The 16,728-nt window shown below is 66.0% G+C and carries 14 protein-coding genes and 2 tRNA genes; 12 read left to right on the top strand and 4 right to left on the bottom strand.

The genetic code is table 11. The annotated features are described in order from the left end of the window. The first annotated feature begins 36 nt into the window (after positions 1-36). Genes AC1X6S_RS03315 through AC1X6S_RS03300 form a run of 4 tightly spaced genes read left to right on the top strand, consistent with a single transcriptional unit; the run spans position 37 to position 3,776 of the window. Positions 37-663 carry a mycothiol-dependent nitroreductase Rv2466c family protein gene (locus AC1X6S_RS03315; protein ID WP_483404377.1) on the top strand — a complete coding sequence of 209 codons (627 nt, stop codon included), beginning with the start codon at positions 37-39 and terminating at the stop codon, positions 661-663. A 51-nt stretch (positions 664-714) separates the two neighbouring features. Continuing rightward, complete coding sequence (locus AC1X6S_RS03310) at positions 715-1,221, top strand: ribose-5-phosphate isomerase (protein WP_483404376.1); 507 nt, start codon at positions 715-717, stop codon at positions 1,219-1,221. A gap of 1 nt (position 1,222) precedes the next feature. Then, a complete protein-coding gene (locus AC1X6S_RS03305; protein ID WP_483404375.1) occupies positions 1,223-2,218 on the top strand; it encodes an Fpg/Nei family DNA glycosylase in 996 nt (331 codons plus the stop codon). 34 nt (positions 2,219-2,252) lie between these two features. Continuing rightward, the gene (locus tag AC1X6S_RS03300) at positions 2,253-3,776 is read left to right on the top strand and encodes an amidohydrolase (protein ID WP_483404374.1); all 1,524 of its coding nucleotides are present in this window, start codon (positions 2,253-2,255) and stop codon (positions 3,774-3,776) included. A gap of 85 nt (positions 3,777-3,861) precedes the next feature. Here AC1X6S_RS03300 and AC1X6S_RS03295 read toward each other — a convergent pair whose 3' ends face one another. After that, on the bottom strand, positions 3,862-4,350 hold the full coding sequence (locus AC1X6S_RS03295) for a Dps family protein (RefSeq protein ID WP_483404373.1): 489 nt from the start codon (positions 4,348-4,350) through the stop codon (positions 3,862-3,864). Between the two features lie 228 nt (positions 4,351-4,578). On the opposite strand from AC1X6S_RS03295, the gene AC1X6S_RS03290 reads away from it, so the two are divergent. The 3 genes from AC1X6S_RS03290 to AC1X6S_RS03280 are packed head-to-tail and all read left to right on the top strand — an operon-like array spanning position 4,579 to position 8,401. Then, entirely contained in the window at positions 4,579-6,300 is a 1,722-nt protein-coding gene (locus tag AC1X6S_RS03290) for a multicopper oxidase family protein (RefSeq protein ID WP_483404372.1), read from the top strand. Further along, positions 6,290-7,711: a sensor histidine kinase gene (locus AC1X6S_RS03285; protein WP_483404371.1), complete on the top strand. Its 1,422-nt coding sequence runs from the start codon at positions 6,290-6,292 to the stop codon at positions 7,709-7,711. The genes AC1X6S_RS03290 and AC1X6S_RS03285 overlap by 11 nt, the downstream gene beginning before the upstream one ends. A 21-nt stretch (positions 7,712-7,732) precedes the next feature. After that, positions 7,733-8,401: a response regulator transcription factor gene (locus AC1X6S_RS03280; protein WP_483404370.1), complete on the top strand. Its 669-nt coding sequence runs from the start codon at positions 7,733-7,735 to the stop codon at positions 8,399-8,401. A 34-nt stretch (positions 8,402-8,435) separates the two neighbouring features. Here the strand turns inward: AC1X6S_RS03280 and AC1X6S_RS03275 are convergent, their stop codons facing one another. Beyond that, positions 8,436-12,269 carry an SCO7613 C-terminal domain-containing membrane protein gene (locus tag AC1X6S_RS03275; protein ID WP_483404369.1) on the bottom strand — a complete coding sequence of 1,278 codons (3,834 nt, stop codon included), beginning with the start codon at positions 12,267-12,269 and terminating at the stop codon, positions 8,436-8,438. A 301-nt stretch (positions 12,270-12,570) separates the two neighbouring features. On the opposite strand from AC1X6S_RS03275, the gene AC1X6S_RS03270 reads away from it, so the two are divergent. Further along, a complete protein-coding gene (locus tag AC1X6S_RS03270; protein WP_483404368.1) occupies positions 12,571-13,116 on the top strand; it encodes a gamma carbonic anhydrase family protein in 546 nt (181 codons plus the stop codon). A 7-nt stretch (positions 13,117-13,123) separates the two neighbouring features. On the opposite strand, the gene AC1X6S_RS03265 is transcribed toward AC1X6S_RS03270, so the two are convergent. Beyond that, positions 13,124-13,315, bottom strand: a complete 192-nt coding sequence (locus AC1X6S_RS03265; RefSeq protein WP_483404367.1) for a hypothetical protein — start codon at positions 13,313-13,315, stop codon at positions 13,124-13,126. A 35-nt stretch (positions 13,316-13,350) separates the two neighbouring features. Then, positions 13,351-13,424, bottom strand: a tRNA-Gly gene (locus tag AC1X6S_RS03260). A 208-nt stretch (positions 13,425-13,632) separates the two neighbouring features. Between AC1X6S_RS03260 and AC1X6S_RS03255 the strand changes: the two genes are divergently transcribed. The 4 genes from AC1X6S_RS03255 (at position 13,633) to AC1X6S_RS03240 (ending at position 16,646) form a co-directional block, all read left to right on the top strand. Then, positions 13,633-13,706, top strand: a tRNA-Pro gene (locus AC1X6S_RS03255). Between the two features lie 56 nt (positions 13,707-13,762). Then, entirely contained in the window at positions 13,763-15,169 is a 1,407-nt protein-coding gene (gene tig / locus AC1X6S_RS03250; protein ID WP_483404366.1) for a trigger factor, read from the top strand. 181 nt (positions 15,170-15,350) lie between these two features. After that, positions 15,351-15,938 (top strand): ATP-dependent Clp protease proteolytic subunit, encoded by a 588-nt coding sequence (locus AC1X6S_RS03245; RefSeq protein WP_108391261.1) that lies wholly within the window; start codon positions 15,351-15,353, stop codon positions 15,936-15,938. Between the two features lie 24 nt (positions 15,939-15,962). Next, the gene (locus AC1X6S_RS03240; protein WP_108391260.1) at positions 15,963-16,646 is read left to right on the top strand and encodes an ATP-dependent Clp protease proteolytic subunit; all 684 of its coding nucleotides are present in this window, start codon (positions 15,963-15,965) and stop codon (positions 16,644-16,646) included. Positions 16,647-16,728 lie beyond the last annotated feature (82 nt).

The following is a 16,728-nucleotide window of genomic DNA, read 5'->3' as shown; positions in this document are numbered from 1 at the left end:
GTCACTCGCGAGCGAATTCCGTGGTTGGCTGTGGGAATGAGCACCGATACCCCGACCGCTACCCCGACCGCTGTTGATTTCTGGTTCGACCCGTCCTGCCCGTGGGCGTGGATGACATCGAGGTGGATCGACGAGGTCGCGAGACACCGCAACCTCGAGGTGACGTGGCACGTGATGAGCCTCGCCGTGCTCAACGAGAACCAGGAGGTGTCGGATGAGTACCGCGCTTTCTTCCCCCGAGCGCTTCGGTATACCCGCCTCGTCACCGCGGCGAAGGAAGAATTCGGTCAGGCCATCGTGAAGCCCCTCTACGACGCCCTCGGAACCCAGATTCACCCCGGCGGTTCGACCGACCCCGACACGGTGATCTCGCAGGCGCTGGCCGAGGTCGGCCTTCCGCCGGAATTCGCGGAGCACTCCGAGAGCGACAGCTACGACGCCCAGATGCGTGCCAGTCACTTCGACGGCATCGAACGGGTCGGCCAGGATGTCGGAACGCCGGTCATCGCTGTCAACGGCACGGCGTTCTTCGGACCGGTGATTTCGCCGGCGCCAGTGGGCGAGGAGGCGGTCCGGTTGTGGGACGGCGTCGTTGCTGTGGCGTCGTACCCCGGTTTCTTCGAACTCAAGCGCAGCCGGACCGTCGGACCGATCTTCAACTGATCGGGCCGCGCGAGTCGCGCGGACGCCGGTCGGGGACGGCAGAATGGAACCATGCGCATCCATATCGCCACCGATCATGCCGGCCTCGACTTCAGCACCGACCTGCAGGAATATCTCGCAGGCAGCGGACACGAGGTCGTCGATCATGGGCCGACCGAGTATGACGCCCTCGACGACTACCCGGCGTTCTGCATCAACGCCGCGCTCGGAGTGCTGCGCGACCGTGAGGCCGGTGTCGAGGCTCTCGGTGTGGTGTTCGGTGGCTCAGGCAACGGTGAGCAGATCGCCGCGAACAAGGTGCGCGGCATCCGTGCTGCCCTCGTCTGGAACGAGAGCACAGCGAAGCTCGCACGCGAACACAATGACGCCAACGTGATCTCGATCGGTGCGCGTCAGCACTCGTTCGATGAGGTGAAGACGTTTATCGACGCATTTGTCGCCGAACCGTTCTCAGGCGATGAGCGCCATGTCCGGCGCATCGCGCAGATCGCCGAGTACGAGACCACGGGGACGATCGCCGGCAAGGGCGTCGACGCCGGATCGTCCGAGCGGGGTTAGCGTGCCAGAGGGTCATTCCGTTCATCGCATCGCCAGGCAGTTCCGCTCCAACTTCCAGGGACATCAGGTCACGGCGTCGAGCCCGCAGGGCAGGTTCGCCGATGGCGCCGCGATCCTGTCCGGCCGCACGCTCGTCGACGTTAAAGCCGTCGGCAAGCAGATGTTCCTCGACTTCGATGACGAGCTCTGGCTGCGCGTCCACCTCGGCATGTACGGCGCATGGGACTTCGCCGGAGAGATCACTTCCGACGCCACCATCGCGAGCGCCAACGGCAGGATGGGCCAGACGAACCAGCACGGTACCGACCTCGCCGCGGTGATCCTCGACGAGGCCGGAGAGAATTCGCTGCACTCGATCGGTGCGCCGAGAAAGACCCGCGTGCGCATGTCTGAGCAGACCAAAGGCCTGTCGGGCGAGGAATGGGACACGTTCCCCCCTCCGCCCGTCGGCGCGGTTCGGCTCCGCCTGCTGACGGAGCACGCCGTCGCCGACCTGCGCGGTCCGACCGCCTGCGAGATCCTCGACAGCGAACGGGTGAACGCCGTGATTGCGAAGCTCGGCCCTGACCCGCTCCTCGACCCCAGCCAGGCCGCGGAGGACAGGTTCACCGCTGTTGTACGCAAGAAGCCCACACCGATCGGCCTGCTCCTGATGGACCAGTCCGTCGTCTCCGGGATCGGAAACGTCTACCGCGCTGAGCTGCTCTTCCGTTCGCGGATCAACCCGCACACGCCGGGCAAGCTGATTCCCGAGGAACTCGTCCGCGGGCTCTGGCAGGACTGGGCAAGGCTCCTGCCCATCGGGGTGGAGACCGGCCAGATGATGACGATGGACGACCTCCGGGGCGAGGACTATCGCAAGGCGATGGCGAGTCGCGACGATCGCCACTGGGTCTACAAGCGCGAGGGCCTGCCGTGCCGGGTCTGCGGGACGAACATCGTTCTCGAAGAGATGGGTGCCCGAAAGCTGTACTGGTGCCCCAACTGCCAGCGGTGACCGGCGGCGATATGGCCCACCCGAGGAGGGCGCGATGAGTGAATTCCGGCTGAGCGCAACCAGTCCCGGCTCAGGCATCCGCTCGACCCTCAGAAACGCGCGTGTCGTCGGCTCCGACCGCGCTGGTGTCGACATTCTGCTCGAAGACGCCCGGATCGTCGACATCCGTCCTGCCGGTTCACTGGCCCCGGAGGGAGAAGCCACTGATCTCGATGGCCGATGGGTGCTGCCCGGCCTCTGGGATCACCACGTTCACTTCACGCAGGTGGCCCTCGCCTCCCGGCGGCTCGACCTGACGGCGAGCGTCTCGGCCGCATCGGTGCTCGACCTCGTTCACGACTACGTTGCCGCTGCCGTGCCGAGGGTGCACCCGGACGATATCCTTGTCGGCACCGGATTCCGTGACGCGATGTGGCCGGATGCCGCGGACCTCGATGCGTTCGACCGGATCTCCCGGGGGCGGAGGGTTGTACTGATCGGTGCAGACCTGCACGGTGTCTGGCTCAACAGCGCCGCCCTCGCGCAGTTCGGGCATGCGGGTCACCCGACAGGTCTGCTGCGCGAGGAAGACGCTTTCGCGGTGAGCCAGGGGCTCGGCGCAGACGACGGCGTCGTCGATGGGTGGGCACGAGATGCGGCGGCCGCGGCGGCTGCACGCGGAGTGGTCGGCGTGGTCGACTTCGAAATGGCGTGGAACCTCGAGGTGTGGAGACGTCGAGCCCAGGCCGGGGCAACCGCGCTCCGGGTGCGGTTCGGTATCTATCCCGGCGACCTCGACCGTGCGCTCGCGGAGCGGCTCGCGACCGGCCAGATCGTGCCGCACACCCACGGCCTCGTCGAGGTCGGCTCGCTCAAGGTCATCACCGACGGATCCCTGAACACGAGGACCGCGTACTGCGACGATCACTACGACGGACTCGCTGGTCGATCAGACGCACACGGTGTGCTCACGGTGCCCGAAGCCGAACTCACCGAGCTGATGCGTCGCGCAACGGCCGGCGGACTGCACAGCGCGATTCACGCGATCGGCGACCGCGCCAATTCGCTCGCGCTCGACGCCTTTGCCGCGACGGGGGCGACAGGCTCGATCGAACACGCTCAACTGCTTCGCGACACCGATGTTGCGAGGTTCGCCGAGCTCGACGTCACTGCGAGTGTTCAGCCCGAGCACGCCATGGACGACCGCGACGCTGCGGAGAAGCTGTGGCCTGGACGCACGCGCCGCGCCTTTGTCCTCCGTGCCCTGCTCGACCAGGGGGCGAGAATCGCCCTCGGTTCTGATGCGCCCGTCGCGCCACTCGATCCGTGGGTCGCCATTTCTGCCGCGGTGGGTCGATCGAGGGACGACCGCGAGCCGTGGCATCCGGAACAGTCGATCGGTGTCGCCGAGGCGCTCGCGGCGACGACCCGCACGCCGAATGAGGCGGTAGCTGCCGGGCGGGTCGCTGACCTCGCGATCGTCGACAGGAACCCGCTCACGTCAACGCCGGAGGAATTGAGGCGGATGCCGGTCGCTGCGACGATCCTCAACGGCCGGTTCACGCACTCCGTGATCTAGAACCCATCCGGCTGTACCCGCCCGCGCATCAAAAAAGAGGGCCGCCCGAAGGCGACCCTCTTTCGAAGAGAGCGGGGAACCAGTGCTACTTGGCGACGTGGGCGACGAGGAACCAGCGGTCCTTTTCAAGGCCGCGGGACACCTCGACGGCGATGTCCTGGCTGGTGAGGTCGATCGCGTCGAGCTCGTCAACCGCTGTCTTCACCGTGGTGAGCGTGGCGTCGATCTGCGCGACGAATTCGGCGATGGTGGTCTCTGACTGCTGGAAACCAGCGGTCAGTTCACCGGTCGTGGTCTTGGCAGCGACGGTGGACAGGCGTGCGTCGACCGGAAGGCCGAGTGCGACGATGCGCTCTGCTGCGCTGTCTGCCCAATCCTGCGCGTGCGCGACGATCGTGTCGAGGAGTTCGTGGACGCCGATGAAGTTCGCTCCCCGAACGTGCCAGTGCGCCTGCTTGCCGTTGACGACGAGGGCGGTGAGGTCGATAACGACCGGGGTCAGGAACTGGGCGACGCCTGCGGCGACGTCGGGGCTGACGGAGGTCTGTGAGACGGTTGCGGTGGTTTCTGCCATGGGGTTCCCCTTTGCTTGTGCGCTGAAAGTGGTGCGCTCTGGATGCAACGGTACTCAGGCTCAGGCATTCCGCAAGCAAGACAAGGCTCTGCTTACCTGGGCAAGGGCTGGGTTCTCGAAGGCCCCGACGGTCCTCCAGCGGAGAGCGCCGGTGCGGGGGTTTTCCCCCTGACGGATCCGGGTGGTTCCCTGATATCGCGCGTTCGTTGTGCTCGCGAGGCTTGGTTCATGCTTTCACCGTCTTCTGCCTCCACTCAGTCCGCCGCCTTCACAGCGGCCTCGGATCCGGTCGTCCTGGCTGGCGGGCGGGGCCGACGCCGCAGGCGCCCTCTCGTTGTCATTGCGATCCTCGTGCCCGTTCTCCTCGTCGGGGGTTGCGGGGCGCTGGTCGGTGTCGGTTCCCTCATGAACGGCCTGGGTTCGGCGAGTCCGGTCGACACCGTTGGCGCCGTCAAATTCGAGAACCCTCTCGCCATCCCTGCCCCTGCGCCGTCGACGGTCGACCCCGACGGCACGCGCGTGTTCAGCCTCAACCCGCAGCGAGGAGCCAGTGAGTTTCGCGCGGGAGTCCGTACCGAGACCCTCGGCTACAACGGCGCGTACCTCGGCCCCACCCTGATGGCCGACCGGGGTGAGCGGGTCAGGGTCGACGTCAGCAACTCGCTGCCGGAGGCGACAACCGTGCACTGGCACGGAATGCACGTGCCTCCGGGAGTTGACGGTGGGCCGCACCAGCTGATCGCCCCCGGCGCCCGCACCTCACCCGGCTGGATGATCGACCAGCCCGCTGCGACGCTCTGGTACCACCCGCACCCCCACGGCGAGACTGAAGGCCAGGTGGCGAGGGGCCTCGCTGGACTGTTCCTGGTCAACGACGATGAACAGCGCCGACTTTCCCTGCCGAGCCGGTACGGGGTCGACGACGTTCCCGTGATCGTCCAGGACGCGACGCTCGGCGGCGATGATGCGGCGAGCGGCGGAGGCGACGCGTTCGTCGGTGCGCTCGGACCAGACCTGCTCGTGAACGGAACCCTCGCACCATACCTTGACGTGTCCACGACACAGGTGCGCCTTCGGCTCGTCAACGCGTCGACGGCCCGCACCTATAACTTCGGCCTCAGCGACGAACGGGAGTTCGCAATGATCGCCTCCGATGGCGGCCTCCTCGGCGAACCGTTCGTGACCGACGGCATCCGCCTCTCACCGGGTGAGCGTGCAGAAATTGTCGTGACGATGACCCCTGGCGAGAGAGTGATCCTGCGCTCGAGGGCGCCGGACCTCAGCATGCCCGCGGTAACCGCGTCGGGGAACGGCGGCGCCGACAGGTTCGACGTCCTGGAACTGCGAGCGGGCACATCGCTCGAGCCGTTGCCCGCCGTGCCGGACACTCTTGCGGCGATCGAAGAACTGAGACCGACGGATGCCCGGGCAACGCGCACCTTCGAACTCAACGGTTTCACGATCAACAACCAGCCGATGGACATGGGTCGCATCGACGAGGTCGTCACGCTCGGCAGCACCGAGTCCTGGCTGGTCACGAACGGTATGGGCATGCCGCACAACTTCCACATTCACGACGTGCAGTTCCAGGTGGAGTCGGTTGGCGGTGAGCCACCGGGTCAGGAGCTGGGCGGGTGGAAGGACACGATCTACCTCGAACCGGAGGTGGAATACCGGCTCACCCTCCGGTTCGAGGACTATTCGGATCCTGACCTGCCGTACATGTATCACTGCCACCTGCTCGCGCATGAGGACAGCGGGATGATGGGCCAGTTCGTCGTGGTGAAGCCGGGAGAGCGGGCAGGAACCCCGCCGCGTCATGACGACGGCTCGGGGGCATCCGGAGTTGACAGGACCGACGGGGAGACCTCTCGCGGGGACACTCCCCGCGAGAGAGCACGGGACGGCTTCGGGCCGCGCGAAACGGAAGGGACGCAGCATGTCCATTGAGCAAACCTCGCCAGGGGACATCCGCCAGGGCGATCGGAATTCTGGCACCCTTGATCCCATGGCGGGCGACGCGGGCCAGGCCAAAGTCCCGGCGAAGGGCTACGGGGCGCTCTGGCGGGGCGTTCCCCGGGAGCTCGGCTTCCTTCTGCCAACGCTCCCCGTCGTCGTGGTCGGGTTCGTGGCCGTTACCGTGCTTTTCTCCGCGGGGCTGGGACTGCTCGCGGTTGCGATCGGACTGTTTCTCGTCGTTGGTGCTCTCTACGTTGCGCGTGCGTTCGGCACCCTGGAACTGGTCAGGCTTGAAGCGGCGGGAAGGAAGCCGATCCGGCGTCCGGTGTGGCGAGCGCCCGGCGAGCGCCCCGGTTTCTGGCGCACGGCTCTCGGCCCACTCGCCGACGGGCATTACTGGATGTACCTGCTGCATACCGGGTTCGTCGGCTTCGTGGTCGGGGTGTTCTCCTGGTCGCTGGCTTTCAGCTGGCTCGCGTCAGGGCTCGGCGGGATCTCGTACTGGTTCTGGAACTCGTTCATTCCTGAGGGGGATTCGCAGTTCTGGCTGAGCGGTGTCATCTACCGGTTCTTCACGGGAGGCCGGGAACTCCCCGTCGATGCCGACGTTGCTGACGGCATCCTCGTCTTCATTGCCGGCCTGCTGTTTCTCGCGACGCTGCCCTTCGTCACCAGGGGAATGGTGAGCCTTCACGACCTGATTGCCCGGGGGATGCTGTCTCGGTGGCCGAGCGACGACCTCAGAACCGAGGTAGCGGCGCTCGCCGCCTCACGGGGTGCCGCCGTGTCGGCGGAGGACCAGTCCGTACGGCGTCTCGAACGCGATATCCACGACGGGCCGCAACAACGGCTGGTTCGACTCCAGATGGACCTCGCTGCGGCCGAACGGAGGCTGGAGGACGACCCGGCGGCAGCGCGGGCGCTGATCGCCGAAGCGCGTGAGCAGGCTCAATCCTCCCTCGAGGAACTCCGCGCGCTGTCCAGGGGGTTTGCCCCGCCGATCCTCGCCGATCGTGGGCTCGTGAGCGCCGTCGAGTCGTTCGCCGCGGTGAGCCCCATCCCGGTCAGGGTGAGGAGCACCCTCGAGGCCGGTACCCGCCTGCCCGCAGAGATTGAAAGGAACGCCTACTTCGTGATTGCGGAACTGGTGACCAACGCGTCCAAACACTCCGGGGCGACGGCGATCAGCGTCGAGATCGGCACGACCGGCACGCCGCACGCCGGTTACCGGCTGCAGCTTGTCGTCGCCGACGACGGGGTGGGAGGTGCCAGGTTCGACGACGGTCACGGGCTGAGCGGACTCCGCGATCGCCTCACCGGGTTGCGGGGGACGCTGTGGATCGACAGCACAGCGGGTAATGGCACGCGCGTGAGCGCATCCGTCCCCATTATCGATGGATGATCGCGGTCGTATGCTTCTCTCGTGACCGAGAACAGCGCCCCGTCGTCATCGATTCGCGTGGCCCTGGCGGATGATTCGGTGTTACTCCGCGAGGGGCTCGTGCGGCTCTTCGACGAGGCCGGCTTCACGACCGTCGGTTCGTACAGCGATGCTGGCAGCCTGCTGGCCGACGTCGGGACTCTCGAGGTGGATGTCATTGTCCTTGATGTGCGGATGCCGCCCACCTACCGCGATGAGGGAGTTCGGGCTGCGATCGAGATCCGTGCGTCGCGGCCGGGGGTCGGGATCCTCCTGCTGAGCCAGTACGTCGAGGCCACCTACGCGGAAGAACTCCTCGGTGCGTCCGCGGGCGGGGTCGGGTACCTCCTCAAGGACCGGGTGGCGTCGCTCGACGAACTCAAGGACGCGGTGCTGCGCATCGCTTCGGGCGGAACCGTGCTTGATCCGGAGGTGGTGCGTGAGCTCCTAGCTCATCGCAGGGATCCGCTCGCCTCGCTGACGCCGCGGGAGACCGAAGTGCTCCAGCTCATGGCTGAAGGCCTCACTAACCAGGGCATCGCGACCCGGCTGGTCATCGGCCTCGGCGCTGTCGAGAAGAACGTCACCGCGATTTTCTCGAAGCTCGAACTCGATGCGACAGGCTCAGACCATCGCCGGGTTCTCGCCGTACTCCGCTACCTGCGTTCCTGACACCAGCCGGGCGGTCGAACGAGACGGCAGCGCACTACCGCAGGGAGGTGATGCTCCGGGCAACGGCCCGAAGGTCACGAATCCGTTTCTCGTATGTTGCCGCAAGGACGATGAGGATTGTGCCGCCGATGCCCGCCCACAGCCACCAGGGGATGGCGCCATAGAGTCCCGAAATCCACGGCCAGAGCTGGGCGAGGCCGTGGACGACCAGTACGGCGGCCCCGATCAATGTCGGTGCACTGAGCTTCAGAGCGAGGCCGATTCCGAACACGACGAGCGCCGCAACCCCGAGGGCAACAACGCGCCACAGTTCGTTGCTCGCGAAATCGGCGAACAGCGACGGAACCAGGAGAAGGATCAAGCCGGCACCGAGGTGCGGCCACGAGCGGGCCGCCGGGTCGGCGGTCAGGCGCACAGCGCCAACGGCAATCAGGGCGATCGCGATCGGCACCGTCGCGGTTTCGAACGGGTCCGCGAGGCCGACGGTGATAGCCGATGCTGCGACGACCACCGCGGCTCCCAGCGCCGTCCACCGCACGATCTCTGAGCGCGCGGTACCGAGAGACGCGGCAACGAAGAGGGCGCTGGCGAGCAGCAGCGTGAGGAGGAATCTCCAGAGCTCGGCCTCTCCGGCCAGGATCGATTCCGCGAGTGGGAGGGCGATGGCGACAGGGGCTGCCGCGACGGCGAGGGTGCCCAGGATGTGGGGAACCTGGCGGCGGTACAGCCAGAGCGCCCCTCCGGCCAGCAGGCCGGCTGCGGCAACCTCGTTCTCCCATCCGGCAACGGTGCGTGTCGAGTCGAAGATCGGGAGAACGAGGGTGAGGAGCAGCATCGTAACCACGCCGGTGAGCCACACCACGATTGCAACGCGGGTCGCGTGCCAGACAGGCGGCAGGAATGGACCGGCGAGAAGCAACACGATGGCGGCGCCAAGGGCGATGGTCATGCGGACGGGCTCATCGATGCCAGAGGCTGCGGCGCTCGGGAGCAGTGCAACGGCGAGCGCCGCACCGAGAAGGACAGTCCTGGGTGAGCTGACGCGGGCGGTGGGCGGCTCTCGACGGATAACGATGAGGGCCAGGATCGCGAGCAGGAGACCCGAGACCGGCAGGGTGTAGAACTCAACGACGTCCACGTCGTTCCGCGCGAGGCCGAGCCACAGCGATCCGACAGCGAGCGGGAGGCCGGCCCACGCCACGTGGCGGCGGAGCGAACGACCGGCGAAGACGCCACCTTCGCCACTCGCGACGATCACTGCAGCGACCGCGAGCAGAAGGAGCGCGAGCCAGCCGAGCCTCTCGCTGCCGACGGCGAGTGCGACGACAGGGACCGCGGTGAGGATGAGCGTGACATCCCAACACAGCCGGGCGATCTGCGGCGGGTCTGTCAGTACACCGGCGGGATGTGGTCCCCATGAGTTATGCGTCGGGCGGAAGATCGCGAGTGCGCCAGCGGCGAGAATGACGATGGCCGCGGACACGGCCACCGGTATCACCGTGTCATCGATCCGGTCCCACAGGACAGAAACGAACCACAGGCTGACGAGGGGGGCCGCAGCGGCGGTCATATACCGCTCCGGCCAGGTAGCGATGCCACGCGGGAACTGCCAGAGAATGGTGACGGCAGCGGCGATCCCTGAAGCGATGAGGAAGCCGGTCGAGTCGACGGACACGCGCGAGGCGAGGAAGAAGAGTCCGCCGAGCATGCCGAATGCGCTGATGGTCACAGCCACGGCAGACTCTGCGCGGGTGAAGAATCCGCGGGTGAATGGCACCATCAGCAGGATCACAGCGGAGCACACGGCCAGGGCCAGGGCGGGAGCGGCCTGCCCACTGGTGACTCCCGTTACCGCCTGATACCAGGAGGGAACGAGCAGGACGCTGCCGAGCAGGACCACGAGCGCGCTGGCGACGATGGCCGGTGTTGTGGCGTAGGCCAGGGTCTGCGGGGCCGCGTGCTGAACGATCCGGTGGAGCACTACAAGGACAGCCAGCGTCACGAGCACAGCGAAGGGGAACGAAACGGTACTCGTGAGGCCGACAGCGAACACCCCGAAGGCGCCGAGAGCCGAGGTGATCGCCGCGACGAGCCGGTATGGCCAGGCAAGTCGCCGTGACGCCGTCGCGACAAGCGCCGCCGCGGTGACGACGAGGAGACCCGGCCCGCTGAGCGCCGGTGTGGCCAGGGTGACGCACACAGACAGCAGGCCGATGGCGCCGAGGGCCGCGGATGCCCAGCCGATGCTGGACAGGCGGCCGATGAGGGCGAGAGCGGATGCCGTGAGCAGCGATACCGCGATGAGTGCGACCGGTACCGCCCAGTCGGTCCCGGACAGGAAGCGCGCGATGGGGTCGATAACGTCGAGGCTGAACGGCCGGACGGCGAGGACAGAGACGAGCTGGATGAGCGCACTGAGAGCGGCGGGTGCAGCCGCGAGAGCTGTCGTGGCCAGGGGGACAGCCGTTGCGAGCCGCATGAGCTGTGCGCTGTCCGATGCGCGACCGAGGCGGGCGGCAGTGGCGAGAACGACGGCACCGAGCGCTGTCGCGGTCGCGGGAAGCCAGAACAGGTCGGTGGGGGTGTTCGCGTCGAACAGGAGAGCAGGACCAACTGCCGCGACGCTCACGCCGAGTCCGATCGCTGCGATGACCTGCCACGGGGTGCTGCGGAGCGATGTGGTGACGCCGGGACGCGGCGGGGAAGACGGCTGCTCTGAACCGGGCGCGTCCCCGATCGGTTCCTGGCCGACCGGGGCTCCGGTTGCCACGTGGACGCCGATCGCGTCAGCACCTGCCGGGTCAGCGCCAGGCGGCGGCGCCGTGACGACCCGGAACTCGGACAGTGCGAGATGTCCGAACCAGATGATCGCGATGACAGCGAGGGCGATGACGGCGCCACCCCGAAGGTCGGGGAACGCGATCGACGCAGGGAGGATCGCCAGCCCGGCCGCCAGGAAGCCGAGCGCCCGCACCAGGCCGCGCTCGAGCTGGCCGAGTGGAACCCAGCGCCAGGCGAGGGCGGCAGCGCCCACGGCCGCAAACGCCGCCCAGCTGTGCTCGACGGCGTCGACCGTGTTGAGAATGCCGATGGTGAGCGCGAAGACGGCGACCGGCCCGAGCAGCGCCGCGGAGATGCTCAGCGATCGGAGCGGCAGCATCCGGAATCCCGCGGTGAGTGCAACAGCCAGCAGGCCGGTTGCGATGCCCGTGTATAACCAACCGTCGAGCGTTGCCGAGCCGAACAGGTCGTTGGCGCGGACGATCCAGATGTCGAGCAGGAGGAGCACGATGGCGAGCACGGCGATGCCCTGCGCTGTACCCGAGAGCCTCCGCCGGTGCAGCAGCCAGGCAATGCCGAAGACGGCGATGCTTGCAGCTCCGGTCAATACCGACCGGACCTCGAGGCTCGCGACCAGGTAGGCGAGAAGGACGAAGAAGATCGCCATGATCGAGACGAGGATGACGCCAACCGTCAGCATGAGGATCTGGATGCCCGAACGCCGCGGTCGGTCATCGGCCGCTGCCCCTCCCGCTGCCGGTGGGAAACCCTGTGGCGGCAGTTGCGCGTGCAGCGCGCTCAGGGAAGCTGGTTCTGTCGCGGGTGCGGACGGACCCGACGCGGCGGGGGACTGCGCTCCCAGGAAGTGCTCACCGGGGTATCGCCCGACGGTAACTGGCTGCTGCTGTGCCACCTGTGCCAGCTGCGGCACGGGCGCGCTCGCCGCGAGCCGAAGCGCCTCGCGCTCAGCCTGGGTGGCGCGCATGCGATCGAGAAGGTGCTGCCGTTTCGACTCAGCGGCCCGAACAGCTGTGCCGGCTTCGAGCACGCCAGCGGCGTCAGGGCCCGAGAGGTCGAGACCGCACACGTGGCACACGGGACCGGCGGAACCTGCCGGCACCGGGGTGGATGCCGAGAGAGCGGTGAAGCAGGACGGGCACCGAGAGCTGTCCGTCAGGTATTCAGCGCGCTGCGGCCACACCGGTGGTCGGCCGTTCGGTCCTCCACCCGGGACAGTGGGCTCAGTCGAAGCGTGCGGCTGGGGCACATGGCCCTGAGTCGAAGACATGGCCCGATTGTGGCAGAGGCTGCCGTGATGAGTGGGTACATTTGCGATCGGTGGACAGAACTGCCCATGTCGAGGAAATCCGGAGCGATAGGGTGACCCCATGACGAGTGACAGCAGCGCAACAGTCCTCCGGCTCACCGGTATCGAGGGTCCGACGATCGACGACACGGCCTTCATCGCGCCCGGTGCGCGCATCGTCGGTAACGTCACGCTCGGGAGGGCGTCGAGCGTCTGGTACAACGCGGTTCTCCGCGGGGACTCAGCGTCGATCGAGGTCGGCGAGGGAAGCAACATCCAGGACGGGGTCGCCGTTCACGTGGACTCAGCATCGCCCGTCTCGATCGGAAAGGGTGTTTCGGTCGGTCACAATGCCGTCGTGCACGGCTGCACGATCGGAGACACGGTGCTCGTTGGAATGGGTGCCGTCGTGCTCAGTGGAGCGGTGATCGGTGACGAGTGTCTGATCGCCGGGGGAGCGGTCGTTCTGTCAGGCGCGGTTATTCCACCGCGTTCCCTCGTTGCAGGGGTGCCGGGAAAGGTTCGACGGGAGCTGACGGATGACGAGATCGATGGCATCCGAAAGAATGCGGAGATTTATCTCGAGCACTCTCGTCACCACGCGGAATCACTCGACGCCCTGGCGTGAGTCTCACTCAGCGCTGGCGTGCGCGGTTTTTCCTCGTCCAGCGCTTCTGCGAGGCCATTCCCGTGCCGAGGCAGAGGGCCGACGCGGCCATCAGAAGAACTCCCGAGCCGAAGCGGCCGGTGGCGAGTGCAAGACCGGCAATCACGAAGAGCACGACGCCGGCGGCTGTCCACAGCGCGTATGGGCGGAGCATCTTCATGGCTTCGCCTTTGTCTTGCGGGCGGAACTGATAATTGGAGGGGCTGACGAGAATCGAACTCGCATCATCTGTTTGGAAGACAGAGGCTTTACCACTAAGCTACAGCCCCGAATCCGGCGGAATTCTGCCGGAATTACGGTATTCAGTTTGGAGAACCGAGCCGGCGAACCGGCACTCGAATATCGTAGTACACGTTTGGGGGTGGTGTGTGCACACGCACGGTGGACAGGATTGCCCGCCGTCCGTGCATTAGACTGTCCGAGGCCTTCCAACCGAGTTTTGTCATCGATTGGCTTGTCCATCACCGGTAGTAATACCGGGGCGTAGCTCAGCTTGGTAGAGCGCCCGGTTTGGGACCGGGAGGTCGCAGGTTCGAATCCTGTCGCCCCGACAATCCGAAACTCCTCAGATCGAGGAAAAATCCACAACACAGGAGAACACACCAACGTGAAATCCACGGTCGAACAGCTCAGCCCCACTCGCGTCAAGGTTGCCATCTCGGTGACACCCGAAGACCTGAAGCCGAGCATCACCCACGCCTACGGCCACATCGCCGAACAGGTCAACATCCCCGGATTCCGCAAGGGCAAGGTTCCCCCGGCAATCATCGACCAGCGCATGGGCAAGGGCGCTGTGCTCGAGCACGCCGTCAACGAAGGCCTCGACGGTTTCTACCGCGCCGCCATCGAAGAGCACGGCATCCGCACTCTTGGTCGCCCAGAGGCTGACATCGTCGAGTGGCCGAGCGACAAGGACTTCTCCGGAGACCTGAAGCTCGCCATCGAGGTTGACGTTCGTCCCGAGATCACCCTCCCGGCATACGACGACATCACCATCGAGGTCGACGAGGCCGAGGTCACCGACAAGGACGTTGAGGAAGAACTCGACAAGCTCCGCACCCGGTTCGGCACGCTCGTCACCGTTGACCGCCCAGCGGCAACCGGCGACTTCGTGCAGATCGACCTCGTTGCAACGATCAACGGCGAAGAGGTCGACACCGCTTCAGGCATCTCATACGAGGTCGGTTCTGGTGACCTCATCGAGGGCATCGACGAGGTTCTCGAGTCACTCACCGCCGGCGAGGTCACCACGTTCAGCGCTCCGCTGCTCGGTGGAGACCACGAGGGCGAGACTGCTGAGATCACCGTCACCGTTGGAGCCGTCAAGGAGCGCGAGCTTCCTGCAGCCGACGACGACTTCGCACAGATCGCGAGCGAGTTCGACACCATCGCCGAGCTGACCGAGAGCCTCAAGGAGCAGGCGGCTCGCCAGAAGGCGTTCGGCCAGGGCACCGAGGCACGCACCAAGCTGCTCGAGAAGCTCGTCGAAATGGTTGAGATCCCCGTTCCGGAGAAGCTCGTCGAAGACGAGGTTCACCGTCACCTCGAGGGCGAAGGCCGACTCGAAGACGACGAGCACCGCGCAGAGGTCAAGACCTCGAGCGAGGCAACGTTCAAGCAGCAGATGCTCCTCGACACCATCGCAGAGGCCGAGAAGGTCCAGGTCAGCCAGGACGAGCTCACCCAGTACCTCATCCAGGGTGCCGCTCAGTACGGCATGGAGCCTGGCGAGTTCATCAAGGTCCTCGACGAGAACAACCAGATCCCGGCCATGGTCGGAGAGGTCGCCCGTAACAAGGCCCTCGCTGTTGTCCTCGGCAAGACCAAGGTCGTCGACACCGCTGGAAAGCCCGTTGACCTCACCGGGTTCATCCCGACCGATGGAGACGACGCTCCCGCTGACGAGACCGACGCCGACGACGCTGTTGAGGCAGACGCTGTCGAAGCTGACGCTGACGCAGCCGCTGAGACCGAAGAGGCTCCGGCCAAGAAGGCGAAGAAGGCCAAGAAGTAGTATCGCCGTGCGATAACGACGGATGCCCCGGAACTTTTTCCGGGGCATTCGTCGTTTTGTCGTAAGTGCGCTGTGTGCGGGGCCGAGCCCCGCGGGATATCTGCCCACGGCGAACAGGGCAGAAGTGGCTTTGCACCTCCGATAGATTCGATTACACGCAACAACTGAAATGGAGCGCGACATGGCCGAACTGGCACTGCCGAACAGTGTTTTTGACCGACTGCTGAAGGATCGCATCATCTGGCTCGGCGCAGAAGTACGCGATGAGAACGCCAATGAGATCGCTGCGAAGCTGTTGCTGCTCGCGGCTGAAGACTCCAAGCGTGACATTTACCTCTACATCAACTCACCCGGTGGTTCCATCACCGCAGGCATGGCGATCTACGACACCATGCAGTTCGTCCCCAATGACATCGTCACTGTCGGTATCGGCATGGCGGCATCGATGGGACAGCTTCTCCTGACGGCCGGAACCAAGGGCAAGCGCTACATCACGCCGAACGCCCGCGTGCTCCTGCACCAGCCGCACGGCGGCTTCGGTGGAACCGCGAGCGACATCCAGACGCAGGCTCAGCTCATCCTCGACATGAAGAAGCGCCTCGCTGAAATCACCGCAGCGCAGACCGGCAAGACCGTCGAGCAGATCAACGCCGACGGTGACCGTGACCGCTGGTTCACGGCACAGGAAGCCCTCGAGTACGGTTTCGTCGATCACATCCGCGAATCAGCAACGGACGTCGCCGGCGGCGGCGGCACCGAGGCGAGCTAAGCGCAGAGAGACAAAGGAAAAACTATGGACACCCCTACATTCCGCGCAGCGGGCAATCTTCCGCAGCAGGCGGCAGCGATGCCGAACTCGCGCTACATCCTCCCCAGCTTCGAGGAGCGCACGGCATACGGCTACAAGCGCCAGGACCCGTATGCGAAGCTCTTCGAGGATCGCATCATCTTCCTCGGCGTCCAGATCGACGACGCATCGGCGGATGACGTCATGGCCCAGCTGCTCGTGCTCGAGAGCATGGACCCTGACCGCGACATCGTCATGTACATCAACTCACCCGGTGGTTCCTTCACCGCGATGACGGCGATCTACGACACCATGCAGTACATCCGCCCGCACGTGCAGACTGTCGTGCTCGGCCAGGCCGCGTCAGCTGCCGCCGTGCTCACCGCTGCCGGTACGCCGGGCAAGCGACTCGCGCTGCCGAACGCCCGCATCCTCATCCACCAGCCGGCTGTCGGCCAGGCGGGCCAGGGGCAGGCATCCGACATCGAGATCCAGGCCGCGGAGATCCTCCGCATGCGGGTCTGGCTCGAGGAGACGCTGTCGCAGCTCTCGAACCGCTCGGTCGAGCAGGTCAACAAGGACATCGACCGCGACAAGATCCTCTCGGCCGCCGAGGCGCTCGAGTACGGTCTCATCGACCAGGTGCTCACGAGCCGCAAGAGCCTGCCGGCTCTCGTCAAGGGCGCGTAACACCGATCAACCACGAAGGTGGGATCCATGGAACACCATTGGATCCCACCTTCTTCGGTCTGCGGGGAGTCACGATTGTGAC

It is taken from the genome of Mycetocola sp. Y442 (genome assembly GCF_056898615.1).
The sequence above is the reverse complement of the archived record's forward strand: the minus strand, read 5'-3'. Positions and strand labels throughout refer to the sequence as shown.